The organism is Prolixibacteraceae bacterium, assembly GCA_019856515.1.
GTDB classification, from domain to species: Bacteria; Bacteroidota; Bacteroidia; order Bacteroidales; family Prolixibacteraceae; genus Halosquirtibacter; species Halosquirtibacter xylanolyticus.
In genome coordinates, this window is the sequence record CP082230.1 from 4,896,452 (window position 1) to 4,921,876 (window position 25,425).

Genomic DNA, 25,425 nt, shown 5'->3' on the forward strand with positions numbered 1-25,425 from the left:
GATCTCCAAAGAATTATGATCTTGAATATTTTATATAAGAGAGATAAGCCCATTGATACTGCTCTTGTGACGAGAGTTTTCTTCTCTTTTTAAGCTCTATCTTACTCTTCTGAACTAAAGCACTATGGCTATTTTCTTTTGAAAAAGTCATGGTTACTCCAGTCGATATATAGTTGTTGTCAAAAGGAATGAGTCTAGTATAGATGATAAGACCAATGGCATTCGAATGTGATAAGTTGATGTCAACCAAAGAGAGCTCTTCTCTATCAGCGTGAATCAAATCCTTCAAATGAACCTCATTGGTCTCCCTGCTACAACCAACAACTTCGTATAAAGAGTGAATACTTTGCTCCATCAAACTTGCCAAAGTCAATCCGCTCTCTTCTCTATATTGGCCTATTTGTGAGCCTTTGGCCGTGAGGGATTCATAGAAACAATACTCGAAGAAGATCATCTTGTCTTCATCCTCCTTGTAACACAATTGATTTTTGTGCCATACCCCCAATCTAGTTGCGGCACCAATGATTTGTTCCGAACTTAGACGATTCCAATCAAATGCTTTTTGAAATACCTGTTGCATCTCTTGTCGAATCTCTTGATAACGATTCCCATCCATAATATGTGGCTATATGCTTTTATTATTTGCTCTTCTCGAAGAGGCAAAAATACGATTTTTATCAATCAAATACGCTGACTATAGAGGCGATACTTCATCTCATTAATGGATCTAAATATTTCACACCTCTTTTCTTTGAAATATTTACCAAAGTCATATTGTAGTTGTCGAATTGAAGATATTTCATCTAAAAGTATATTTTTAACATTGCCGTGAGCCATAACATAAAGGCTTTTTGTGTATGTTTGCGTGTTCTTCAAAAGAAGGCTTTGTTAGAGCGAGACTTCACATATAAGCTTTGCTCAAGTTTATTGTTTATAGGTGCAAAAGGACTACTTATAGCACTCGGTTAAGTTTTTTGATAATGAGAAAGTGGAGTATTGAAGATTCTCTGGAATTGTACAACATGCAAGGGTGGGGAATCAACTATTTTTCAATTAATGAAAAAGGTAATGTACAGGTGACGCCATCAAGAGATGGGAGGGCGATCGATTTAAAAGGTCTATTAGACGAACTACAGCTCCGTGATGTTGCTACTCCTGTTTTATTGCGATTCCCAGACATTCTGGATAGTCGTATTGAAGAGATGTATAAATGCTTTAAAAGAGCATCACTGGACAATGATTATAAGGCAAAAGCTTATACCATCTTCCCTATTAAGGTGAATCAGATGCAGCCTGTGGTCGAAGAGTTGGTTTCCCATGGGAAGAAATTTAATATCGGACTGGAAGCGGGATCAAAACCTGAGCTTCATGCTGTGATCGCAAACAACACCGATCCCAACTCTCTTATCGTATGTAATGGCTACAAAGATGAAGACTATATAGAGTTAGCGCTGTTGGCGCAGAAGATGGGACGACGTATATTTCTTGTGGTCGAGAAACTCAACGAACTTTGTCTGATAGCAGAGATCTCCGAAAGATTAAAGGTGCGCCCAAATATTGGAATTCGTATCAAACTTTCTAGTGCTGGAAGTGGTAAATGGGAAGGCTCAGGAGGCGACTCTAGTAAGTTCGGACTGAATGCAAGCGAACTGTTAGATGCCGTGACTTTTCTTGAAAACAATGGACTTCATGACTGTCTAAAGTTGGTCCATTTCCATATCGGTAGCCAAGTCAATAAAATACGACGAATTAAGATCGCATTAAAAGAGGCTGCCCAATTCTATGTTCAGCTGCAAAAGATGGGAATCCCTGTCGAGTTTGTGGATATTGGTGGTGGACTAGGGGTCGACTACGATGGAACACGTTCATCAAATTCTGATAGTAGTGTGAACTACAGCATTCAGGAGTATGTGAACGATGCCGTCTATGCCATGGTCGATGCGAGTAACAAAAACGGACTGCCTCATCCAAACATCATCACCGAATCCGGGCGTTCCTTAACAGCCCACCACTCTGTTTTGGTGTTCGAAGTGATGGAATCCACCTCACAGCCTCGTTGGGATCATGAGATGCATATCGATGATCAAATGCACGACAATGTGAAGGATCTATATAGTATTTTGAAAGGGTTATCTCAACCCCATCTTTTGGAGGATTGGCACGATGCCCTTCAGCTAAGAGAGGAGTCGCTCAACCTGTTTAGTATTGGACTGCTCGATATAAAAGGGCGTGCGATGATGGAGCGACTATTCTGGACAATTGCGAGAGAGGTCGAGAAGATGTCGAAACGTCTCAAACATATACCTCATGAACTAGAGCGACTACCACAGCTATTAGCCGATAAGTATTTCTGTAACTTCTCGCTGTTTCAATCGCTTCCCGACTCTTGGGCTATCGACCAACTGTTTCCAATAGTTCCTATTCAGAACCATTTGGAGGAGCCGTCAAACTATGCAACCATACAGGATATCACATGTGATTCTGATGGGAAGATCGACAACTTTATTGTGACCACGAACTCTTCACAAACATTGCCTGTACATCGTCTGAAAGAGGGCGAGAACTACTATATTGGGGTCTTCCTTGTTGGGGCCTATCAAGAGATATTAGGGGATCTACACAATCTCTTTGGCGATACCAACGCGGTACATGTCTCTCTGGGTGACGAAGGGTACTCTATTGATCAGATCATCGATGGCGAAACCGTTGCCGAAGTGTTAGACTATGTACAGTATAATCCCAAGAAGCTTGTGAGAGCCGTAGAGACTTGGGTTACTGCCTCCGTAAAAGAGGGGAAGATTACAGCCAAAGAGGGGCGCGAATTTCTAGCAAACTATCGCTCTGGATTATATGGCTACACCTATCTAGAGAAAGAGTAGTGTTTTGAGTCTTTAACCTCACAACATGATTTAATGTAGTGGAAAAGAATAGATAGCAGTAGTAGCGAAAACGATTATTTCGCTACTACTATGCCTATCAATATCACTTCTAATTCTATGTAATCCTTGTTAGGTTAACATGATCTCAGGTAAGAGTTGACTATAATTTTTTACTCGATTCTTAAGTTCTATGAGTGTTTTAAATCCATGAAACTGATCCAGTATTGATTGTTCTTTTTCTTGTGCAAATGGGCTATACTCTTTTAGAACTAAATTATCCTCTGATTGCGTTAAGGTCATCAGATAAGTACGATGACCTTTATTCTTCTCAAGAATATCAATAAGCTCTTCTCCATGATGGTGGTAGGAGATGATCGTATTTCCCATCCCTTTATTATCTTCAGGATAAATTTCAAATATATTTGAATCAATACCATAATCTTGCAGTAGCACACCATTAGGTTCTATTTGATCTAATCCATGACCCACTCGTAATATATCATCGTTTCTAAGTCCAGTACATAACTGACCAAGTATCCGCTTTAGATCCATTCTTGTTAGTCCATGTGATTCATTGACAAAAACAACCTGGTTGTGAATGACACATAGCATATTCTCCCACTCTTTTCCATTGTACCGTTGTAATATAAATCCATCTTGAATCCTTTCGTCTACAGGAAGATCCGATTTGATCGCTAGGGAGATGGTACTCAACGAAAAATAGTGTTTTTGATCATTATATTTGAATTTCATCTCATAATGATACACTGTGAAAAAACTATTCGAAAAGAGAAGATCATATATCTCTTGATAGAATTGAAGTAGAATCATGTTGTTAATCACTATCTTTTCATACAGTATCTGTAAGGGTTCAGATATATCCTCAATTTTATACCCCTCTTTATTGTCTTTGTCCTCTTCGTCATTGAATTTTGAAAGAAAATCACTGTATATAGATAGCACCTTAAGAAAGCTCGGGTAGATAGGCTCTAATCTTGTAATCTCATGATAAGCGTTGATTAACTCTTTTTCTGTTGTAGACAAAACTAATGGTGATGAATTAAGCGCTTCCATCAACATCTGTAGGCTTATGCTAATAACTATTGTTATGCCTCCTACCGTTTCTGAAATCTTCTGTCGCATCTTATTTATTAGAGGTACATCGTTAAGGTCCTCATCTCCTGTGGTGCTAGTATAACTATCAAGACAATGTGTCTTAAGAAAAGAGTCCTGTGTATTGATGGGATTCATATACAGACTGATCTTGAAGTGATCTAATGCAGCATGTAGGCTCTCATTACTTTTATACATCTCTAAGAACAGATCATGAAAGACAGCAGTCGGCTCTATAGTCCTCTTCTTGACCTTAAGATCTGTCATCGCAATGCCTAATACTGCATCCGAACAATTTATATCTAATGCTTCAAAGAAGTTACGTATAACCGTTTTCTCTTGATTGGTGGCAATGGCTTTGCGACTCGAATGGCTCAATGCCAATGTGCCTTCGCTTAAAATATAATCTTGTGTGCCTAGAAAACCACTTTTACCTTGTTCCAAGAATAAGATATAGGTAACCTTTCCAAAAGACTGAACGATAACATAATGCTCTTTTAGATAATGTTGATAGATGTGTACATCACTCAGTTGTTTCTGTTCATCTTTGTCATTACCTAATTTATGACAGTATTGCATTAAATCTTCCATCTTCTTGTATGGGAAATTCTCGAGTACTCTTATTTCTGTAAACCCCTGTATGGCAGACGGCATCTTTGTAGGAAAAAAAACTTTATCCATGTGATTAAGAATTTATACGTTTGTGTAATCTTTAGGTTGTAGTCTAAAGTTAGCAATTTAAAACGCATAAATACATGAGAAAATACACTTACTAGAAAGAGAACATCCATTGTATTAAAAAAAGAGAGGATGCTGCTATTGCAACATCCTCTCTTTTTTTAATACAATGGAACTAGCGCCTTCAGCGCATCGTTGCAGCAAAAAATAGATGGATTATATTGAATAACTCAACCTATTAATATCAGTTGTAGAGATCTCTTTTAGTGATGTAAATGGATCATTTTTGATTACACGGCAATAATAACTACAACATAAAGGTCATTCCACTAGAATCCATTTAACTCCATGGTTACTGTAGGAATAAGCAGTAACAGCCCTAATACAATAAGAATGACCATCAGTGGTGTAATCCATTTTACCCATTTAGGATAAGGAATCTTAGCCACCCCAAGAACTCCTACAAGAATACCCGAAGTCGGAGTGATCATGTTGGTGAAGCCATCTCCAAATTGAAAGGCCATCACAGTAGCCTGTCTTGAGATACCAATAAGGTCCGAAAATTGTGCCATCATAGGCATCGTTAATGCCGCTTTACCTGATCCTGATGGGATGATGATATTTAAGCACGATTGAAAGAAATACATCATACTCACCGAGGATACTTTCCCCATATCATTCGTCGCTGTCGAGATGCTGTAGAGAATCGTGTCGATAATCTTACCATCCCTTAAGATCACAATGATTCCACCAGCCAATCCTACAACAAGTGCTGCGGAAAGAATATCTGCCGACCCCTCTATAAATAACTTGGTGATCTTGTTTCCGTTATTCCCTGCAGCAATACCACCAAAAATACCCATCGCAAGAAATAGAGATGCGATCTCTCCAACATACCATCCGTACCCCATCACTCCAACAATAAGCAGTAGAATCGTAAATAGTAGTAGGTTTAAAATAAAGTAATGCACTGTCTTGCGTAGAGAAATAGCTCCCAATACAACGAACAGTACTGCAAGAAAAGGAAATGCACAGGCCTGAACAACCGACTGTCCAATCTTAAGATCTGTAGATGGATATTGGAATGCAATATTGATCATAAAAACCGACAATAATACGTAGACAACATAAGCGCTGCGTGGTATGTAATGTTCTATCTCTCCCGATGTCGCATCTTTCTTATCTCTCCAGTACTTATCCTCCTCATACACCAACGAACTCTTAGGGTTCTTGCGTATCTTATGGGCATAACGTAGTATAAAAGTGAAACCAACCACGTTGATCACCACCCAACAGAACAGACGATACTCAATGCCGCTAAACAGTGGTAGGTTCGAAAGACCTTGGGCAATACCGATAGTGAAAGGGTTTAGGATAGCCCCTGCAAAACCAAGACCCGCCGCCACAAAACATAGGGCCACACCTAGAAGGGAGTCATACCCCATCTTGATCGAAAGAGGTACAAAGATAATGATAAAGGCGATGGTCTCTTCACTCATCCCAAAGACCGCCCCAAAAACACTGAACATCAGCATAATCATCACAAAGATGATGTTGTCAACCCCAATCTTCTGTATCCATTTAATATGTTCGAATCGCTTCAGCGAATCCAAAAACGAAGTAATCCCTACATCGATAGACTTACTGTCGTTGATGATCCAAAAAGCACCCCCAATAATAAGGATAAAGGCGATGATATCTGCCGCATTCGTAAATCCAGTAAAAAAAGAAGAGAACACTTGCCACGACTGTGGAACGCTCTCTTGATATTCAAATGAGTTGTTGACAACAACTTCTCTTTCTACACCGTTTACATCGACTACCTCTCTGGCAAACTCTCCGCCAGGAACAATCCATGTCATGACTGCTGAAAGAAGGATGATTCCAAAAATAATCACATAGGTGTGAGGAATTTTCTTAAGCATGTTGATCTGTTTTAGTTATAATCGGTTTTCTAAACCATCGATATTTATTGTTCTTTCTCGTTGCAAAAATAATTATTGTAATCATTAATAATATGACAAAGCCGTGGATGACGTTATTTTGTGTCGTATGCTGCAATAAAGGCTCCTGTGAAAGAGGTTTCCAGAACACAATCGACAGGTATACCAACCCATTGTGAATACTGTGTCCTGCAATCGCTGCCCATATCGAACCCGTCTGTGCTCTCAATATTCCTACCAAAACCCCAAGTATCGTCGCAGGAATAAACTGCCACGGATTCATATGGAAAAAACCAAAGAGTAGTGCCGAGATCAGAATAGCCTTGGTTTTAGAGTAGTTGCGAAGAAAACCATTCATGATGATCCCTCTAAATATCAACTCCTCAATTATTGGCCCAATCAAAACCACCTTTGCAATACCAACCCACTGTGAAGGAGCTCTCTCAAAGATCCTTGCAAACAACTGATTGAACCAATCGGGTACGGGTATCAGTTGTGTAAACCACGTATTGATGTCGGCCATGTAATACTGAATCGAAACATCCATCAATATGAATGGAAGAAGCAACCACACCGCAAACCACTTAAATGGAAATACCTCCTTTAATGAAAATCCCGAACTCTTATAGCCATAAAACAGAATGAAGAGTGTCGAACCAATAAACACGGGATAGGATACCAGCGGACTGCTCAGATAAGAAGTGCCATGATGGTAATCATATAGTGCAATAGGCAGTTCAACGATCGCCTGTATAAAAGTGTACAGCGCAATAATGAATAGGGCTGCCCATATATTTGGATAGAATTGCTTTTGTTGCATAGTATACCTCTCTATTTTCAAATTATCCCCATTAAATGATTAAATGAACTATAAGCTTTACGAATACTGTTTTTAAATACTTCGTTAAAAAAAGGAACCTTAGCTCCCCATATGATAGTATTAATAAGCAAAGTATAAACAATATAGAACGCAAGAATTTTGCTCATTCCACAATTTAATCGGTATTCGTGCCCATCAAAGACACCGCGAACCCAACGAAGATAACTATTCAAGGTTGATATCACAAGATAACAAATGTTATTTGTATTACTACTTTGATTCGTAGTATGTTATAGGTGTGTAAAAGCTAAGTGACTCCCCCTTTTATATCCTACATACCTACCTCCTAGTTACCTGATAGGGGGTTGATAGGGGGTTCCTCCTACCTTTGTCCATGGTTTAGCCATGGTTCGTCCATGGTTTGTCCATCGATTTCGGGGGTTTTGATGGATGAATCATGGTTAAACCATGGCTAAATCATGGGCAAAGGTGGGAGGAGGTACGAAGGAGGGTGGGAGAAGGTAGCTAGAAACCCTATTGTGGCTATCATGAATTATCGACACAGGTCTCGAAATTGGAGAGAGAATAAGAGTCGAATATCTTGTCATAATAGAGCCATTAAGGTATCTGCTCTGAATGGAATCATCTACATCTATTTATATCCGAGTAGCGTTCAATTCTATGAAATTAAATATAGTAAAATGTGGTGGTAATTCAAATAAAAATGAGTAAATTAAGGGGTTATTAGGTTGAAATAGACGCTATTGTGTCTACTTTATACTACAAAGTAGTATGAAGTAATGTTTTAAGTTTACATAATAACAATTGAAGGTGTTTTTTTAATACGATTGTGGGATGTTAAACCCTTTTTGAAAAAGAAAAATACCCGATGAATTCAACAAAAATTATCTGCCAATCTTGATTTAAAAAGAGGCGTAAAAAGTTGCGACAAGAGCTCTTTTTGAACCGCCCAAACGACAACGATAATACAGTTTTATCTAGTAATTGTCGGAAAAGTGTGGTGTAGGGAAGAGTGAAGTGTCATAACATCCGCCGTTAAATAAAGTTTTGGTATTATGTAAAACCTAATTCTGAATAGCTTTTCTCTTGGTCTCTCTCTAACAAAGAGGACCTTAGCTATTGGAATATAAAACGTGTCAGTTATGGCAATAATTAAAAGTGGAGAGTTGACAGGCGTCTTAGGTCCTTTAGTGAAGTACAATGTCAAAGGCAATGAAATGCTCAGAACTCGACCCGACCGAAGAAAAAAACTATCTGTCAAACAGTTGTCGCAAGTCATGAAAATGAAGCAGACCATGAAATTCTTGCGTGGCGTACGTGAGTTGGTGAACCACAGCTATCCTTCCGATAGTCCTTTCTCTAATGGGCATGTCTTGGCGCGCTCCTCGATCCTTCGTAACGCCTTCAAAGGAGTCTACCCCGACCTAACCTTCGACTACTCACAAGTTCAGCTAAGTAGTGCTAAGAAGAGTCATGTGAAATCTATTACTGCCGAGATCAAAGAGGGCGTAATCGATATTACTGTTCAAATAAATTCGGCACTAAACAGAGACGATGTTTCTGTCTTGCTAATTCATGAACCAGGCCGAGAGCAAATTCGTACCCTCAGATATGGACCTTTCCCTTGCTGTCTAGGCGATCGCTTTCAAGTGCCGTTAAAGTATAAGAAAGACCATGGTCCGGTCCAAAACTTTTGGATTATGATCTTCGATACAAATAAAATCATCCACTACAAGAGTTGTTATTTCAGCTTGTCCAATGAGGATCATCTCCCCGTGACATTCGATTACAGCGATTAAACTTTCGTGGCCAATATCTTTAAGGTATTGGCCACAGATTTTAATTGATGTGTAAAAGTAGGAAACAAAGAATTTTAGCCACGGATTTAACGGATTTTCACGGATCTTTTTATGACTACGTAGAGGCGCGATGTTTGCGTCTATTGTGTACTTCAACAGCCCCGAATGGGGTGACCGAACATAGCCCAATGGTGGAATGTATATGAAGTGCTTTAGCTCTGAATATAGAATGGAGCCTTGGGTTAACATCATGCCCTTATGTCCAAAGGCCTGATCTCTGTTATTGAGGTTGATTTGGCTTATGATTACGCTTTTATATTTGACTACCTCCCTTTTTTATCAGAAATCTAATTGAAGTTTCATTTGTGCTAGATCTAACGGAGGTTGTTTACTATGTATCGCATGCCTGGGGTAAGTCTTTGACAATAAAATTTTAATTATCACACTTATCTTATAATAGATGAAATTCCGAAGTTCAGATACTTTGTTTTTATCAAGTATCTGAATCTTACTGTCTAACAACAACCGAATATGCATTGACTCTAACGTGTTATACAGGATTCCCATTGCAATTGTTAAGATTTCCAACATGCTTTGCAACCCATCAAATTTCTTTATTTGTATATACTCTAGATCATAGCTTGACTTGATATGTCTATGGTATTCTTCTATTTTCCAACGAAAGCCATATGCTTCAAATGCTTCTTTTATGATTTACGTTATTGAGTCCTTGGGTGAATTGGTCAACAACCAACATTTCCATCCTGATTTTCGTTTAGTCGTAACAAGCCATAGTTTATACTCCTTCTGCTTTATGCGATATTTAACTTTTACGGCACCACACTGAAAACTTATCTGTATACTTTTGTTCTTACCTGTTTTATTCGCAGTTAATTCCATGAAGAAAGGTATTTTTGTACCAATTGTAACTTCTTTGCCTTTGTACTCTAACTTAGTATTCTTTTTTAATCTTATTATGAAATTAGATTACTGGCTAATAATATGATACTTATAAATTTGTCGATCAAAACCTCGATCAAACACATAAGTCATTTTCTTTGATATGGCATTCTCGACTTCCTGTACGGCCTCTATTGCTTTTTTATTTTCACTCTTTGCTCCATGATCGAAGCCGTACAATTTGTTATACAAAGGCGTCATCTTCTTTGCCTTATTGTATATGCACAACGTTCATAAGCCAATAGCCTAATCCAATGGTGTTTTTATCACCATCATTAACAAAGTCTAAGCCTTCCATGTTTTTTGCATATTTTTTTGAATATCAGATCCATCAAAAAGAATATAGTCCCCATTATGAATGGTATCTGCTAAGCAATTCATGTGACCTTTAAGAAGTTTCATGAAAAAAACTTTCTTATTATAATGGTTTTGAAGCCTTTTAGTTGTCTGTTGTTTATCTATTGAGTCTCCTTGGTCGGGTTAAATGATTATTCAGTTTACAAAAATATAGACTTAACTTGTTCTGTATTTGTTTTGTGAGTATCTTGTACATGAGCTAGGTTTTAAATGTTTTGGTTTGCACACTTAATATAACATTTTTAATCTAGCTTTCCTTCTTCTTAAGTATGTTATTCTCTATGAAAATCAGATATTTACAATGATTTCATGTCTTTTTTAGGGAGGTTGTCAAATCAATAGAAGATGATTATTAATAATGATCGAATTAAGAAATATTATAACTTAGTCATTTAAACGTAAATCCACAGAATAATTTTTATACAACTAATATTATGAAACCGTATATTTTAAAATTTAAAGAGGCTGTTATTCCTACACATCAGATGAAAGATGTAGATAATAATAGTTCTACAAGTAAGATGATGGGATTAGGAGTTCTAACAGAAGTTTATAATGAGAATGATGATATGGCTTTATTTGGGAGTGAAACGAAGGTTTATAATGAGAATGATATTTGTTTAAATGGGACAGAAACCAAAACTTATAATGAGAATGATTATTTACCTTATTAGGTGACTTGGGGTTACCTATAGTATAACATGTTATAATCGTATACAAAATATCTTATTACATAATGTATAGTGGAAACTAAAGTCTTACTTATTACGAATAAAGAGGATGTAACAACTAACTATGTTGAGGAAGAGCTGAAATGTAGAGAAATATCCTATTACAGGTTTAATACTGAGGAATTAACAAAATCAGTTCATTTAGATCTGGATTTATCAAATTCACAACAATACCTTTACGATGATAATTTAGAATGTTATTTTGACTTAAGAAGCTTTTCATCTGTCTATTTCAGAAGAGCTGTACTTCCTTGTTATTCAAATGAAGAACTCAGTGATGATGAATTGTTTTTTGTTAATAATGAAAACAAATACACTCTAGAAGGCATTTATAAATTATTGCGTGGAGCAAATTGGATTAGTTCTCTATTTGCTATAAGAGAAGCTGAAAATAAGATCTATCAACTAGATATAGCAAAGCGTATTGGTTTTACAATTCCTGATAGTATTGTATCGAATAGATATAAGAGCTTGTCAATGTTTTTTAATCGGAATGATTATGATTGCATTATCAAACCGATTCATTCAGGTCGGGTTGGGTGTAGTAATAAGTTGGGGCAAGTTTTTACAAATAAAATAGAAGATCTTGGAAACAAGGACCAGATGGAGAGCTATGTGAATTTTTTACAAAAGCATATACGGAAAAAAGGAGATATCAGGGTTACGGTAGTTGGCAATAAATTTTATAGTGTGTTTATTGACTCACAAAGAAACTTAGATTCAGAAATTGATTGGAGAAAGGATCAAGATAAACTAATATACTCGAGACATAGTTTGCCTGATAATATTGAAACAATGTGTATTTCATTACTTGCGAAGTTAAATTTAGGTTTCGGAGCAATAGACTTTATATTAACTGAGGATGATTCCTATGTTTTTCTAGAGATCAATCCTAATGGTCAATGGGCATGGGTAGAGATGGTTGTAGGTTATAATATAAAAAGAGAAATCGTAAATGGATTAGTTTATGGCACTTAAAGATATTAGAGAGTTTTTTTGGCCCTTGTTAGACCCTCCTCATAGAGGACGTATTGAGACCGATTATATCTTAGAAGATATTAATACAGAAGATAGTGAGGAATTGAACTTTTTGTTAGATCTAGCACAAAAGCGATATCAAAGAGAAGATGATCGTCTAAAAACGGTCGAACAGAAAGCATCGTTGTTTATTGGAATTATGGGTATTGTTACAACTGTAATATTAACAACGATGACGCAGTTATCAAAAGAAGTGGCGTTTGATTCGTTTAAGATATTATCATTTGCTCTGTTGTTGATTTTTTTTATTTACTTAATACGTACGTTGAGCTTTTCAATAAAAACATTAGGAAGAGCTCGATATTATGTAGTTGATTGGAATGATATAAAGACTAATATTGGAGAGGGGTATATAAAAAAGTATATCTTACTATATTTTGAAATGGCAGAGAAGAATAAGATCGTAATAAATGATAAAGTGAATGACATGGTTCTTGCACAAGAGAATTTTAAAAGAGCAATAGGGACTCTATTGATTTTGATTCTTTCTGTAATAGGATTCTGTATTTATAGTCATTATGTTAATTGTACTATTGAGTTGAGTTCAGTTTTGAGAAATGGATCTTGGATTTTGTCTATTATCGCGATTGTATTTAGTTTGATAAGTAAATAATATTGAAAATAATCTAGTGTAGCAAACTTTTAGTTAGTATTTATCAACATTCCTCCAGTTTACTTGGTCTGAAGAACTAACTCATTTGTTTTGAACTCATATCTCAACATGCACTGAAAGTACTACAATTAATAGCCTAGTGCGAAGCGCTGGTTATAGGTATTGGATATGCAGCTTTTTTCTGGATAAAATATTAAGCCACATTTTTAATATATTCTTCCTTAAACACAGTAGGCGTTCTGTAGCCTAGAGCTGAGTGTAATCTTTTCTTATTATACCATACTGGATATGCAACAAAATATAGGACATTAAATTAAGCTACGTTTAAATAGTTTATTTTTCCGAATTCAATAGGCGTCAGATACCCCAGTGTTGCATGTCTTCTCTGTCTATTATACCACACTTCGATAAATTCCACAATGTCCACTTTTGCCTGAAAATGTGAGTAATAGTATTTATGATCTATCATTTCAGATTTGATTATTTTAAAGAAACTTTCGGCTACCGCATTATCCCAGCAATTACCTTTACGGCTCATACTTTGAATTATTCCATTCTTAACTAACTTTTCTCTAAACTCCTTCGCTGTATATTGTACGCCTCTATCAGAGTGAAATATCATACCTGGCCTACTTTCACGATTTGTGTTAGCCATTTGCCAAGCTTTAATAATGGTGCATTCTGTAGCCATATTACTAGACAGAGACCAATCTATTACTTTACGATCAAAAAGATCAATAACAGTAGTCAAGTAAAGCCATCCTTGATCAGTTGGTATATAAGTAATATCGGAAACCCAAACTTCCGATGGTCTAATTGGGTTAAAAGCTCTATTCAAATGGTTCTCGGATATCGAATTGGAATGATTCGAATCTGTCGTTTGGACTTTATATTTCTTATTTACAATGCTTTTGATAGACTCCTTCTTCATTATTCGCGCTACTCTATTTCTAGAGGTAACGACACCTAGGGCTTTTAATTCCGCCGTAATCTTGCGACTACCATAGCGAGCCTTTGATTCAGTATATATTTTACGTATCGTATCCTCTTTTAAAGCAACAGTTCTTGGGCTATCACCCCTTGATAACCAGCTATAAAAACCACTTCGGCTTACTTTTAAAATACCATACATATTCTCGACAGTAGATTCAGTCCTATACTTTTTTATAAACTTAAATTTGTATTGTCGTTCTTGGAGAATATGCTCACTACCTTTTTTAATATATCGCGTTCTATTTGTGTCTGGCGTAGCTCTGCTTTTAGTTTTGCGATTTCTTCTTTTCTACAGTCCGAACAGGATTGCCATTTCCTTGAAAACTATTGCTTTCATACTTCTTGTGCTCGCGAACCCATAGGCGAACCATTGTTACTTCAAGATCCATATCAGCGACTACTAATTGTGCTGTTTTGCCACTAAAACACAAATTGATAACCATAATTTAAAATTCTTTGTCGTAACGTTTTCTTGTTTGCTTTCTCATAATCTAAAGATAAGGAGCTTAATTAAATGTCCGATCAAATGTAGCACATCCACATTTCTGATGACACTATAATAATTACGACAATAATAGAATCTTCTCCAGTAGTTTCAGCGAGAGTAGCGTTAAGATATGTGTAATGTTTTATCTTCAACCTTTACATAGGCTGTTAGAGAAGTTGTTTTCGTAAGAGTTTGGTTAAAGATGCTGAGCTGGAGCTTTGTGTTTTTAGATGTTGTAGGTGTGTGTTGTTGTCTAAACTGTAATCTGTGTTGATCTATATTCTACTTTTATTAGAGGGAATATTGTTCTGTTTAGGACAAAGATTCGTGTAGATTTATTCAATCTATGGCTTCATCTTTTTGCTTTTTATGTGGAATTGATATGAGTGAGTGAAAAAAAAGAGCTTTTTTTTTATTTGTTATATCAGGAAATCAAATATTTGCTTTATATTTGCACGCAGTTGTTTAAAAAGATAAAGTGCTTGTAGTCATCTGTTGTGATACTTAGGCTGTTGGATGTCGGAGGACGAACCACATCAAACATAAGGGTTTGAGTTTTTATGATTTGTGACTTATCACTATTTTAAAACTAGTACGGAATAAAAAATTATTGACAATGTCAAAGGTTTGTCAGATAACCGGTAAAAAGGTAATGGTGGGAAACAATGTTTCTCACTCGAATAGGAAGACAAAAAGAAAGTTTTTTGTGAATCTATTCACGAAGAAGTTATTTCTTCCAGAGGAGGATCGTTGGGTCTCTCTTAAAGTATCAGCGGCAGGTTTGCGTATTATTAACAAGAAAGGGCTAGCTGCTGCATTGAAAGATGCACAACAAAAAGGCTATATTACTAACTTTTAATTTTAACTTAGACGATGGCTAAGAAAGGTAATAGGGTTCAAGTGATTTTGGAGTGTACTGAGCACAAAGAGAGTGGTATGCCAGGTACTTCTCGTTATATCACAACAAAGAACCGTAAGAATACTCCAGACCGTATGGAGTTGAAGAAATACAACCCGATTTTGAAACGAGTAACTCTTCACAGAGAAATTAAATAATTTGAGGTATGGCTAAAAAAGCAGTTGCATCACTTCAAAAAGGTGCTGGTAAAGGTTACGCTAAAGTAATCAAGATGGTGAAATCAGAGAAATCAGGTGCATACACTTTCTCTGAGAGTATCGTTCCTAATGAAGAAGTAAAAGATTATTTTAAGAAATAATTTTTAACTTTAACGTTAGAAAGAGATAAGAAAGCTTTTATCAATATTTATTGATAAGAGCTTTTTTTATATGTCAAGTATTGAATATATTTGTATTATAAGCATCTAAATAATTAATCTAATGGGAATATTCGATTTTTTCTCAAAAAAGAAGAAAGAGAGTCTTGATCAAGGACTTGCAAAGACCAAGGAAGGCGTCTTCAAAAAACTATCTCGTGCCATTGTCGGAAAGACTACCGTAGATGATGAAGTACTCGATAATTTGGAAGAAGTTTTGATTACTTCAGATGTGGGGGTTGAGACCACATTAAAGATCATTGAGCGTATAGAGAAACGTGTTGCTGAGGATAAGTATCTTGGGACAAGTGAATTGCATGGGATTCTTCGAGATGAAATCTCCTCTCTTTTAGAGGAAAATAATTCGGATGATGCTGCTTTAGGTTTCGAATCTGAATTGCCACATAAGCCATATGTGATTATGGTTGTGGGGGTTAATGGTGTTGGAAAGACAACGACTATTGGTAAAATGGCTTATCAGTACAAGAAGGCTGGAAAGAAAGTTGTACTAGGTGCTGCGGATACTTTTAGGGCTGCTGCTATTGATCAGTTGCAGATATGGTCTGAAAGATCGGGTGTTCCGATTGTTAAGCAACAGATGGGGTCGGATCCTGCTTCGGTTGCTTATGATACGCTTGAATCGGCTGTCAATACAGGAGCTGATGTCGTGATTATTGATACGGCAGGGCGTCTTCACAATAAGGTGAACTTAATGAACGAGTTGTCTAAAATCAAGCGAGTGATGGATAAGGTCGTGCCAAATGCTCCTCATGAAGTGATGTTGGTTTTAGATGGATCTACAGGTCAGAATGCTTTTGAGCAGGCCAAGCAATTTACCGCAGCTACTGAAGTTACAAGTATGGCTGTAACTAAGTTGGATGGAACAGCTAAAGGGGGTGTCGTGATTGGTATTTCTGATCAATTCAAGATCCCAGTGAGATATATTGGTATCGGAGAGAAAATGGAAGATCTACAAGTGTTTTATCGTAATGAATTCGTGGATTCGTTGTTTGGATAAAGCATGTTTGTATTTAAGATATTTAAGAATGCTATATATCCATACTATTTTGAAAAGGTGATTAAATTGTTGCGTATATATTTTGTTTAGATGAAGTAAAAGATGGAGTCATATCGTTAGTTATGGTGATGTTTTTTTTGCAGTATAAATAAGATGGTGCGCAGTAATAGAGGTCATTTCGATATAGTATTGGTATTATAGCATTCTTTTTTTGATTGTTAAAAAATGATTTATTTGTTTGGGCTTCGAACAATTGTAGGCAGATGTCTGTAATAAAGGTATTATGAAAGAAAAAGGAATAAATAAAAGTGAGGTGGTTGCATTGCTTCAATCAGGTCACCAAGAGAGAATCTCTGAGACGATAGCTATGTTAAGAGAGCATGGTGATAGTTCGTCTCTTCCGGAGGTGATTCAGGTGTTGAATGATACGCAAGATCCATTTGTAGTTAAGTCTATCTTGGGACTTTTGGCTGATGTGAAGAGAACAGATGCTATACCCTATATTATTGATGGAATCAAGCATGCACCTAATGCAGAGCTGCAGCGTAATTTGGTATCTATCTGTTGGGAAAATGGCATGGATTTCTGTTCTCATATTTCATTGTTTGTTGATTTGGTGTTGAAGAGAGATTTTCTTGTTGCTTTTGAAGCTTTTACTGTGATTGAGAATATGGAGGGAGTTGTGGATGATGCGGAGAAGCAACGTTTGGTTTCCCTGATCGAGTCTCAATTGGTGGATGTTTCACCTGAGAAAGAGGGATTGTTGCTTGATCTGATTCAGATTATACCAAATATTAAACCTGCGGAATCTTACGAGTCGTAAAGTATGTATAGTAGAGACGAGAAGAGGGCTTTAGTTCAAGAGTTCTGGGATTCATTTGATGTGTATTGTGCAGCGCAAAATCGTCAGCATGGTGTTCGTGTGAAATGGATGTTAGACCAAACAGGTATTAAAGATTTAGATTTACGATTCGAGGTAGGTAGGAAGTGTTCAAGTGTTATTTTGGAGGTTACTTCACGTAATGAAGATAAGCGATTGCTTGTCTTTGAACTGTTATCACAGTATCGATTGCTTATCGAAGATGGTTTTGAGGAGCCATTGGATTGGGATCTAATATATGAGAAAGAGAATGGTCATGTGGTTTCTAGGGTATGGATATCTCTATGTGATGTGGATATTCACAAGCCGAAACATTGGGAACGAATGATGGCATTTATGTATACCAATATGTGTCTGTTGCAGGAGAATTTCTGTGATGTAAAGGATGTGTTGGAAGATAAAATACGACACTTATATGATCAAGGTCTTATATAATACCGATTGGAATAAATGACCTGTTGAAGATGGAAAAAGGATCATTTATGTCTTTGGATATTCCACACAGCAATATGTAGATGTATTTGCTGTGTGGAATTTTTTTGTTACTGTTTCTTTACGAATTTGGTAAGGATCACAATGTGTTGTCCATTTACTTTTCCTTCAATATGTTCTGCATTATCGTGGACAAGAGATATGTTTCTTACTGCTGTTCCTCTTTTTGCAGTAAATCCCGCACCTTTAACATTTAGGTCTTTTACTAGGGTTACTGTATCTCCATCGCTAAGAAGTGCTCCATTGGAATCTAGGTGTTTAACCTCATCCGAAGTTTCGTTTGTTTGATCTTCGTTGGTTGCTCTAGCCCATTCAAGAGTTTGGTCATCCATATAAAGCATATCAAGTAGATCTTGTGGCCAAACGTGCTCTTTAAGTCTATTTAGAAGTCTCCATGCCATTACTTGCACTGCAGGAACTTGACTCCACATGCTGTCGTTTAGACATCTCCAGTGGTTTGGCTCCATGTCTTTATTTCCTTCAATCTGTTCTTTGCAGTGTTGGCAAACAAATACGGCTTTGTCTGCATTGTTCTCTTCGACAGGAGGTACTGTATAAACCGTTAAATTTTCGGTTGATGTACATAGTTCACATTGGTTGTTACTTCTCTCGATAAGTGCGTTGTTTACGTCCATTTTATCCTTTCTATTCGGTATAGTAATTAAAATCAATAAGCGTTAAATTGTTTGCAAAGATAATGGGATTGGCTTCATTTCAAATGGTGTTATCTACACTTTTTGGCAGTAGATTTAAACAAAATAAAAGATAAACTGTTTTCCTTACAGACCTTGGGTGTCGGTCATAAGGTCATTTATTTAGGTATTGCCCTTCTCATTTGCTTTTATTTAAGTAAAAAGAGAAGGGTTTTTTGTAATGAATAGTCTCATATTTCTACCAATGGGTAATACCAATTGTATTTTTAAAAGTGGGAACAAAATGTCTCGAATGTATTGTAAGGTGCTTTTAGAGTATATTATTGGTGAAAATAAACAGTATTTATTCACATTGTCATTATGAAAATTGTAGATTTATCTAAGCCTATTGCTTACAATAAAAAAGATCCATGGTTTATGCGAGTTAAGATTAAGCATAAATCTCATCGTGCATCCAAGTGGTTAATTCGTGTATTGGGCTTGCCATTTCGACTGTTTCCAAAGAATTTTGAAGGATGGGCTGATGATTGTATTCAGAAGATGGGAGTGCATGCAACTACGCATATGGATGCACCTTGGCACTATTCGCCTACTGTTGGTGACGCTCCTGCAAAGACAATTGATCAAATTCCACTAGAGTGGTGTTTTGGTGAGGGGCTAGTTATTGATATGAGTCATAAGTTAGATGATGAAGAGATAATGCTTGAAGAAGTGAAGTGTTTTATAGATGACCACGATCTTGTTGTTAAAGAAGGGATGATTGTGTTGTTTAGAACAGGGCGAGATAAATATATTGGACAGTCTGATTACCATAAACACGGAGTTGGGGTTAGTGCTGCGGTGACAGAATGGTTAATTGATTTAGGGATAAAAGTGATGGGGATTGATGCATGGGGGTGGGATTTGCCATTGCCACATTTGATCGAGAGAGCAAAGGAGACAAATGATCCTGATTTGTTTTGGAATGCCCATTTGGTTGGACAAAGAAAGGAGTACTGTCATATGGAACAGATGGTGAATTTAGGAAGTTTGCCTTTATCTGGGTTTAAAGTTGCTGCTTTTCCATTAAAGATAGTGGGAGCTTCTGCTGGTCCAGCTCGCGTTGTTGCAATCATTGAATAATTAAGTGTCTTGTACCTGAGGTGTTTTTTAATGATCTTTACCTCACATTTTTATATTGTTTTGTATATCGTGAAAAATATCATCTTAGGGTTGCGATGTAATCATTTATTTTGTCTTATCTAAACAAACTAAATTTGCAGAATGTTATCGTCTATTTCAAAATGAAATTGATATTTACCTGTTGATTGTGATATAATTCCATTTTTTCTCGATTGTGGCTATTATAATTATTGCAATGAATGATAAATAATACATTACAATTTTTAGTTTTGTGATAGCACTAAAAGATTTGAGAAATGAAGAAGATTTTATTTGTACGACATGGTAAAGCAGAGTCTGCATCTTGGGAGGTTGATGATCTGGATAGAACGTTGACAGATCAAGGAAAGTATGATACTGAAATGGTGGTTGATGAAATATCAAAGCGATTAGAGCTTGATGGACAGAATACTTTTCTTGTCGTGAGTGATGCAAAGCGTACATGTCAAAGTGCTGCAATCTATGAAAGTAAACTTGCATTGCCCAAGCGTGTTTGTAATATATGGAAAAATCTTTATGGAGATTATACAACAAGTGAGTTTGTAGAATATGTGGCAGAAAAGGTCCCTAATGAATATGATAATTTGATTGTAGTGGGACATAATCCAACACTTTCTGATATTGTCAATCAAATGGCTATAGAGCTGGATTGTTGGATGTCAACTTCTTCTTGTGTCTGTTTGGCTTTTGATATGTCGTCGTGGAGTGATCTTGAAGCAAGATCTGCAGAATTATATTTTTCGTTATTTCCATCTGAAATAAGATAGTTTCTGTTTTTCATGCTATTTTTGTTCTTTTCAAATAGTAGTAGTTGTTTTATGCATTTATTTTATACTCCAGATTTATCGGAAGATAATCGTTACGTTTTAGATGAAGTAGAATCTAAACATTGTGTGAAAGTGTTGAGACTTAAGGAGGGAGATACTATCCAACTGGTAGATGGTCGTGGGATTTTTGCTAATGCCGAGATCTCAAATGCTCATCCTAAAGCTTGCACTCTTGATATTGTGGATCGTCAACGAGATTTTCAAAAGAGAGGCTATTTTATCCAGGTGGCTGTAGCTCCTACTAAGAATATTGATCGAATCGAGTGGTTTATTGAGAAAGCAACAGAGGTTGGAGTGGATCGAATTACTCCGATGTTGTGTAAAAGATCGGAACGGAAGGTGATTAAACATCCTCGGCTTTTAAAAGTGGCTATCTCAGCAATGAAGCAGTCTATTAAAGCTTATCTTCCACAATTAGATGAGTTGACTTCATTTAAAGATGTGGTGGAAGAGTTGTTTGATGGTGAGAAATTTATAGCACATTGTGCTGACGATGCCCCTCGTGTCTCTTTTTTTAAAACCGTATCATCGGATCGTGTAAAGATCTTAATTGGACCAGAAGGGGATTTTACTCCTGAAGAGGTTACTTTAGCTAAAGAGCATGGATTTGTAGAAATAACTCTGGGAGAACAACGTTTGCGTACAGAGACTGCAGCGTTAATGTCTGTGAGTAGTTTTGCTGTGATCCATGAGCTTAAATAGCTTATATTTCTAAAAAGATATCTAACTTTTAACTTATAGACCATGAACAGAAGAATTCTTTTGTCACTATATCTATTTCTACTATTGGCAGTTGTATCTGCTTGTACTGAAGTAAAGAAAGAACCTGTGAGGTTCGCAACTTTTAATGCCGCATTGAATCGTCTTGAAAAAGGAATGTTACTGAAAGATTTGAGTTTGGGTTGTCAACAGGCAAAAAATGTGGCTTCGATAATCCAAATTACTCGTCCTGATGTTTTATGTCTTCAGGAGTTTGATTTTGATGCTTCGGGAGAAGCTTTGGAGGTTTTTATGACCAAGTATCTTCAAAGTGGTGATCATCCAATTGAATATCCTTACCATATGCTTTTTACTTCTAATACAGGAGTTCTTTCGAAATCGGATATTAATAATGATGGAAAATTGTCATTGCCATCAGATGGTTATGGATTTGGTGCGTTTGAAGGTCAGTACGCTTTTGTTATTTTGTCGAAATATCCAATAATGAAAGATGATGTTCGAACATTTCAGAATATGAAATGGGAACAGATGCCAGATCCAAATTGGCCTGTTAGTCCTGATGGTATCTCTTGGTTTAATGATGAAGAGAAGAAGGATTTGCGAATTTCGTCTAAGAATCATGTGGATGTGCCTATTGATATTGATGGGCATATAGTTCATGCTATTATTGCTCACCCTACGCCACCTGTTTTTGATGGTAAGGAGGATCGTAATGGTCGTCGCAATTTCGATGAAATTAGAATGATTAAAGATTATGTCGAGGGAGCTGATTATATGGTTGATGACAAGGGGAGCAGAGGTGCCTTAGGTGCTAATGCATCTTTTGTGATAATGGGGGATATGAATGCAGATCCATATGATGGTGATAGTTATCGTTCAGCAATAGTTCCATTGTTGAAAAGCCAACGCTTGAATAGTTCAGTGACATTTGGTGATAAGGTCCCAAAAAGTCTAGGAGCCGTTGAGTTTAATAAAAAAATGAAGTATAATCATAAAGGGGATGATGCCATGGATACCAATGTCTTCGGTCTTCGAATCGATTATGTTTTGCCCTCTTCGGATTTAAATGTATTGGAATCAAGAGTCTATTGGAATGAAAAGAAGCATAAAGATGGAACATTGACATTTAATAAGAACTCTTCAGATCATAGAATGGTTTGGGCAGATATCCAATTTTCTGATGATCACTAATAATAAAATATTTTTACAATCTTTGTGATTAATATAATAATTAGTTGTATTTTAATCGAATTATGATCTTTATTACTTCAAATATAGGAAAGTAGAATATGAGAAAAAAAGTCCAAAAACTATGTATGTGGTCCCTGTCATTACTAATGTTATGTTTCGTATCATGTCAGAAAGAGGATGGTTATGAACTTAAAGGTCGTGTGAAAGGACTAAAGGATGGTTATATTTATCTTCAGGTGATGGGGGTTGATGGACCTATTAAAGTAGATTCGACAGAAGTTTTTGATAACGAATTTGTGTTTGAGGGAGTTGTAAAGAAGCCTACTCTTTGTTATTTAGGACAAGGTGACAACCTTCGAGGTGCGATTATTGTGTTTGTGGAAAATACAAATATTAGTGTTGAGGGAGTTATTGATAATCTTGAAGATGTTGTGATTGAAGGATCTAAGACTCAAGATGCATTTGGACTTTATAAGGAGAGAAATGATGCCTATACTTTAGAGATAAAGAAGTTTAGTTCTAAGTACAATGATCTACTTCGTGATCCAGAGACCAATAAAGATGCTATTGTAAGGATGGGAGATGATATTGTCCATTTAAGAAAAGAACAAAAGCAGTATCAGTTAGACTATATTAAAGAGCACCCTGATTCTTATGTTTCACCTTATATTTTGAGTAATCTATCTTACTATTTGGATTTGACTGAACTTGATAGCTTATATGCACTAATGACTCCAAGAGTGAGGCAGTCGTATGAAGGTCAGTGTATCGAAAATAGGATTAAGATTTTAAAGAGTACACAGATTGGTGCTATTGCACCAGATTTTACGATGCCAGGAGTTGATGAAAAGTCGACTAGGTTATCCGATGTCTATCGTATGAATAAGTATACACTAATCGATTTTTGGGCTTCTTGGTGTAGTCCGTGTCGAATTGAGAATCCGAATATAGTAAAAGCTTATCAGAAGTATCACGAAAAAGGTTTTGGTGTTTTTGGTGTCTCTTTAGATATGAACAAGTCTTCTTTACAAAGAGCCATTGAGAAGGATGGTATTGTTTGGCCAAATGTTTCTGATTTTAAAGGATGGCGTAATGCTGCAGCTGAATTATACGGAATCAAATCGATACCTTCTAATATATTAGTGGATAGAGAAGGTCGTATTGTTGCTCGTAATCTTCGTGAAGAATCACTTCATCAGAAGCTTGAGGAGTTGCTGTAACCTTTATTGAAAGATCGATATCTCGACGTTTTACATGTTGTTCAAAAATAACATCGTAGGGAATAATATATTGTCGCTTGCTTTGTCTAAACAAGGGAATATTGGTAAGGCTGTATAATTTCAAAATTGTAATTGGTATATATCTTATAATATGCAAGCTCGGTTGTTCATGATGGAACAATCGAGCTTGTTTTATTTTAGGTAATTGGTGAAATAAAATACCCTTTAGTCTTTTATTTAAACTATAATCCATATATTTGTAGTGTATTAAGTTATTGTAGTTGAAAAAGAGATTAATTATGGAAATTATATGTTCATGTTTTGGTATATCTAAAGAAGATATCCAAGATGCTATAGCAAGTGGATTGACTACTGTTGACGAAGTTGCAGAAGAGACTGGTGCAAGCCATGGCTGTGGAAGATGTAGTCAAGAGTTTGAAGATGTAACAAAAGAGTTGTTGTCTGAAAATTAGAAATCAAGATAATTTAGATGTAGAAGGCAGTCTTTTGTGACAGCCTTCTTTTTTTTATCATTATAGATATTTGCTTCCGCATGTATCTCTAGATGTAAGGATCGTAGTGTTTTTTATGACTTGCTCTATTTTTTATTGATACCTCAAATCATTTTTGTGCGAAAGAGTGGTTGAGTTGTATTATTAAAACAATAGATTCATATAGTCTAATAAATATTCGTCAAATTTATCACAGATCTTTTCTTCGTAAGGATAAATAATCGTCAAGATTCTGTATCATTAGTAAAATGCCGTATCTTTGTATCAAAGAAATTACTATTTGATTATTTAGATATGGGAAAGATTGTTATATCAAACTTTGAGGAATTTAAGGCATTTGAGGGTAAGGAATTAGGAGTATCTGACTACCTGAAAATCTCGCAAGAACAGATCAATCTTTTTGCTGATGCAACTTTAGATCATCAGTGGATTCACACAGATCCTGAAAGAGCTGCGAAAGAAAGTCCTTTCAAAAAAACAATTGCACATGGATACCTAAATGTGTCAATTCTTCCTTTTTTGTGGGAACAGATTGCTGACTTTGATAACGTAAAGTTGATGGTGAATTACGGTATTGATAAGTTGAAATTTAGTCAACCTGTTGCAGTAGATAACGAAGTGAGATTGGCAGCAAAACTTCATTCGATTGTAAATCTTAGAGGTGTTGTGAAGGCAGAGATTGATGTGACATTAGAAATTAAAGATGAAAGAAAACCTGCGTTGACTGGACGCCTGATTTTCTTGTATCACTTTAATTAAGAACAAAATTTTTATTGTATTAAGAAGAGGTGTTGGGGATTTATCCGATAATCAACAGATTCTTCGAAATATCAATTCAAGTAAGATATATAAGGTTGTAATAGGAATGATTCGTTCCCATTACAACCTTATTTTTTAATATATTATTGAAGGGTATTGCAACTTCTATATTGATATCATATCTCTGTTATTTGATATGTTGATGCTTGGATAGAGTATTCTTCTAAAAGAAGTGATATCGCTTTCGGATTCTATTGTTAATCTTTCGCGTTGTATTGCTCGTTTA

At 36.2% G+C, this 25,425-nt stretch carries 27 protein-coding genes; 18 read left to right on the forward strand and 9 right to left on the reverse strand.

Translation table 11 applies throughout. The annotated features are described in order from the left end of the window. Positions 1–13 precede the first annotated feature (13 nt). Positions 14–616 (reverse strand): hypothetical protein, encoded by a 603-nt coding sequence (locus K5X82_17980; protein QZT37100.1) that lies wholly within the window; start codon positions 614–616, stop codon positions 14–16. A 364-nt stretch (positions 617–980) separates the two neighbouring features. Between K5X82_17980 and speA the strand changes: the two genes are divergently transcribed. Continuing rightward, the gene (gene speA / locus K5X82_17985; protein ID QZT37101.1) at positions 981–2,879 is read left to right on the forward strand and encodes a biosynthetic arginine decarboxylase; all 1,899 of its coding nucleotides are present in this window, start codon (positions 981–983) and stop codon (positions 2,877–2,879) included. 129 nt (positions 2,880–3,008) lie between these two features. Here the strand turns inward: speA and K5X82_17990 are convergent, their stop codons facing one another. The 3 genes from K5X82_17990 to K5X82_18000 form a co-directional block, all read right to left on the reverse strand. Further along, positions 3,009–4,673: a hypothetical protein gene (locus tag K5X82_17990; protein QZT37102.1), complete on the reverse strand. Its 1,665-nt coding sequence runs from the start codon at positions 4,671–4,673 to the stop codon at positions 3,009–3,011. Between the two features lie 326 nt (positions 4,674–4,999). Beyond that, positions 5,000–6,595, reverse strand: a complete 1,596-nt coding sequence (locus K5X82_17995; protein ID QZT37103.1) for a TIGR00366 family protein — start codon at positions 6,593–6,595, stop codon at positions 5,000–5,002. Further along, a complete protein-coding gene (locus tag K5X82_18000; GenBank protein QZT37104.1) occupies positions 6,588–7,433 on the reverse strand; it encodes a CPBP family intramembrane metalloprotease in 846 nt (281 codons plus the stop codon). The genes K5X82_17995 and K5X82_18000 overlap by 8 nt, the downstream gene beginning before the upstream one ends. A 1,163-nt stretch (positions 7,434–8,596) precedes the next feature. On the opposite strand from K5X82_18000, the gene K5X82_18005 reads away from it, so the two are divergent. After that, on the forward strand, positions 8,597–9,253 hold the full coding sequence (locus K5X82_18005; protein ID QZT37105.1) for a DUF6266 family protein: 657 nt from the start codon (positions 8,597–8,599) through the stop codon (positions 9,251–9,253). Between the two features lie 714 nt (positions 9,254–9,967). Here the strand turns inward: K5X82_18005 and K5X82_18010 are convergent. Both K5X82_18010 and K5X82_18015 read right to left on the reverse strand, forming a co-directional pair. Next, on the reverse strand, positions 9,968–10,153 hold the full coding sequence (locus K5X82_18010; protein QZT37106.1) for a hypothetical protein: 186 nt from the start codon (positions 10,151–10,153) through the stop codon (positions 9,968–9,970). An 87-nt stretch (positions 10,154–10,240) separates the two neighbouring features. Beyond that, positions 10,241–10,414 (reverse strand): hypothetical protein, encoded by a 174-nt coding sequence (locus tag K5X82_18015; protein ID QZT37107.1) that lies wholly within the window; start codon positions 10,412–10,414, stop codon positions 10,241–10,243. A 590-nt stretch (positions 10,415–11,004) separates the two neighbouring features. Between K5X82_18015 and K5X82_18020 the strand changes: the two genes are divergently transcribed. The 3 genes from K5X82_18020 (at position 11,005) to K5X82_18030 (ending at position 12,952) form a co-directional block, all read left to right on the forward strand. Further along, on the forward strand, positions 11,005–11,244 hold the full coding sequence (locus tag K5X82_18020) for a hypothetical protein (GenBank protein ID QZT37108.1): 240 nt from the start codon (positions 11,005–11,007) through the stop codon (positions 11,242–11,244). Positions 11,245–11,313: 69 nt separating this feature from the next. Further along, positions 11,314–12,279: a hypothetical protein gene (locus K5X82_18025; protein ID QZT37109.1), complete on the forward strand. Its 966-nt coding sequence runs from the start codon at positions 11,314–11,316 to the stop codon at positions 12,277–12,279. Further along, the gene (locus tag K5X82_18030; GenBank protein ID QZT37110.1) at positions 12,269–12,952 is read left to right on the forward strand and encodes a hypothetical protein; all 684 of its coding nucleotides are present in this window, start codon (positions 12,269–12,271) and stop codon (positions 12,950–12,952) included. Before K5X82_18025 ends, K5X82_18030 begins: the two co-directional genes overlap by 11 nt. 313 nt (positions 12,953–13,265) lie before the next feature. Here K5X82_18030 and K5X82_18035 read toward each other — a convergent pair whose 3' ends face one another. Then, a complete protein-coding gene (locus K5X82_18035; GenBank protein ID QZT39155.1) occupies positions 13,266–14,174 on the reverse strand; it encodes an IS3 family transposase in 909 nt (302 codons plus the stop codon). Positions 14,175–14,211: 37 nt separating this feature from the next. Then, the gene (locus K5X82_18040; GenBank protein QZT37111.1) at positions 14,212–14,388 is read right to left on the reverse strand and encodes a hypothetical protein; all 177 of its coding nucleotides are present in this window, start codon (positions 14,386–14,388) and stop codon (positions 14,212–14,214) included. Positions 14,389–15,048: 660 nt separating this feature from the next. Here K5X82_18040 and rpmB point away from each other — a divergent pair. The 6 genes from rpmB to K5X82_18070 all read left to right on the forward strand — a co-directional run bounded on the left by rpmB (position 15,049) and on the right by K5X82_18070 (position 18,039). Then, positions 15,049–15,291, forward strand: a complete 243-nt coding sequence (rpmB, locus tag K5X82_18045; GenBank protein ID QZT37112.1) for a 50S ribosomal protein L28 — start codon at positions 15,049–15,051, stop codon at positions 15,289–15,291. Between the two features lie 14 nt (positions 15,292–15,305). Continuing rightward, complete coding sequence (rpmG, locus tag K5X82_18050) at positions 15,306–15,488, forward strand: 50S ribosomal protein L33 (GenBank protein ID QZT37113.1); 183 nt, start codon at positions 15,306–15,308, stop codon at positions 15,486–15,488. Positions 15,489–15,496: 8 nt separating this feature from the next. Further along, on the forward strand, positions 15,497–15,649 hold the full coding sequence (locus tag K5X82_18055) for a DUF4295 domain-containing protein (protein QZT37114.1): 153 nt from the start codon (positions 15,497–15,499) through the stop codon (positions 15,647–15,649). A gap of 121 nt (positions 15,650–15,770) precedes the next feature. Continuing rightward, on the forward strand, positions 15,771–16,724 hold the full coding sequence (gene ftsY, locus K5X82_18060) for a signal recognition particle-docking protein FtsY (protein QZT37115.1): 954 nt from the start codon (positions 15,771–15,773) through the stop codon (positions 16,722–16,724). Positions 16,725–17,007: 283 nt separating this feature from the next. Continuing rightward, entirely contained in the window at positions 17,008–17,547 is a 540-nt protein-coding gene (locus K5X82_18065) for a HEAT repeat domain-containing protein (GenBank protein QZT37116.1), read from the forward strand. A gap of 3 nt (positions 17,548–17,550) precedes the next feature. After that, positions 17,551–18,039 (forward strand): DUF4268 domain-containing protein, encoded by a 489-nt coding sequence (locus K5X82_18070; GenBank protein ID QZT37117.1) that lies wholly within the window; start codon positions 17,551–17,553, stop codon positions 18,037–18,039. A 107-nt stretch (positions 18,040–18,146) separates the two neighbouring features. Here the strand turns inward: K5X82_18070 and K5X82_18075 are convergent, their stop codons facing one another. Further along, positions 18,147–18,428: an alkylphosphonate utilization protein gene (locus K5X82_18075; GenBank protein QZT39156.1), complete on the reverse strand. Its 282-nt coding sequence runs from the start codon at positions 18,426–18,428 to the stop codon at positions 18,147–18,149. Between the two features lie 681 nt (positions 18,429–19,109). Between K5X82_18075 and K5X82_18080 the strand changes: the two genes are divergently transcribed. The 7 genes from K5X82_18080 (at position 19,110) to K5X82_18110 (ending at position 25,139) form a co-directional block, all read left to right on the forward strand. Beyond that, complete coding sequence (locus tag K5X82_18080) at positions 19,110–19,871, forward strand: cyclase family protein (protein ID QZT37118.1); 762 nt, start codon at positions 19,110–19,112, stop codon at positions 19,869–19,871. 296 nt (positions 19,872–20,167) lie between these two features. Next, positions 20,168–20,677 carry a histidine phosphatase family protein gene (locus K5X82_18085; protein QZT37119.1) on the forward strand — a complete coding sequence of 170 codons (510 nt, stop codon included), beginning with the start codon at positions 20,168–20,170 and terminating at the stop codon, positions 20,675–20,677. Between the two features lie 51 nt (positions 20,678–20,728). Then, positions 20,729–21,439 (forward strand): 16S rRNA (uracil(1498)-N(3))-methyltransferase, encoded by a 711-nt coding sequence (locus tag K5X82_18090; GenBank protein ID QZT37120.1) that lies wholly within the window; start codon positions 20,729–20,731, stop codon positions 21,437–21,439. Positions 21,440–21,481: 42 nt separating this feature from the next. Next, positions 21,482–22,648 (forward strand): endonuclease/exonuclease/phosphatase family protein, encoded by a 1,167-nt coding sequence (locus K5X82_18095; GenBank protein ID QZT37121.1) that lies wholly within the window; start codon positions 21,482–21,484, stop codon positions 22,646–22,648. Between the two features lie 98 nt (positions 22,649–22,746). Beyond that, positions 22,747–23,868: an AhpC/TSA family protein gene (locus K5X82_18100; protein QZT37122.1), complete on the forward strand. Its 1,122-nt coding sequence runs from the start codon at positions 22,747–22,749 to the stop codon at positions 23,866–23,868. Between the two features lie 299 nt (positions 23,869–24,167). Further along, entirely contained in the window at positions 24,168–24,341 is a 174-nt protein-coding gene (locus K5X82_18105; GenBank protein ID QZT37123.1) for a (2Fe-2S)-binding protein, read from the forward strand. A 333-nt stretch (positions 24,342–24,674) separates the two neighbouring features. Further along, entirely contained in the window at positions 24,675–25,139 is a 465-nt protein-coding gene (locus K5X82_18110) for a MaoC family dehydratase (protein ID QZT37124.1), read from the forward strand. Positions 25,140–25,425: the final 286 nt, after the last annotated feature.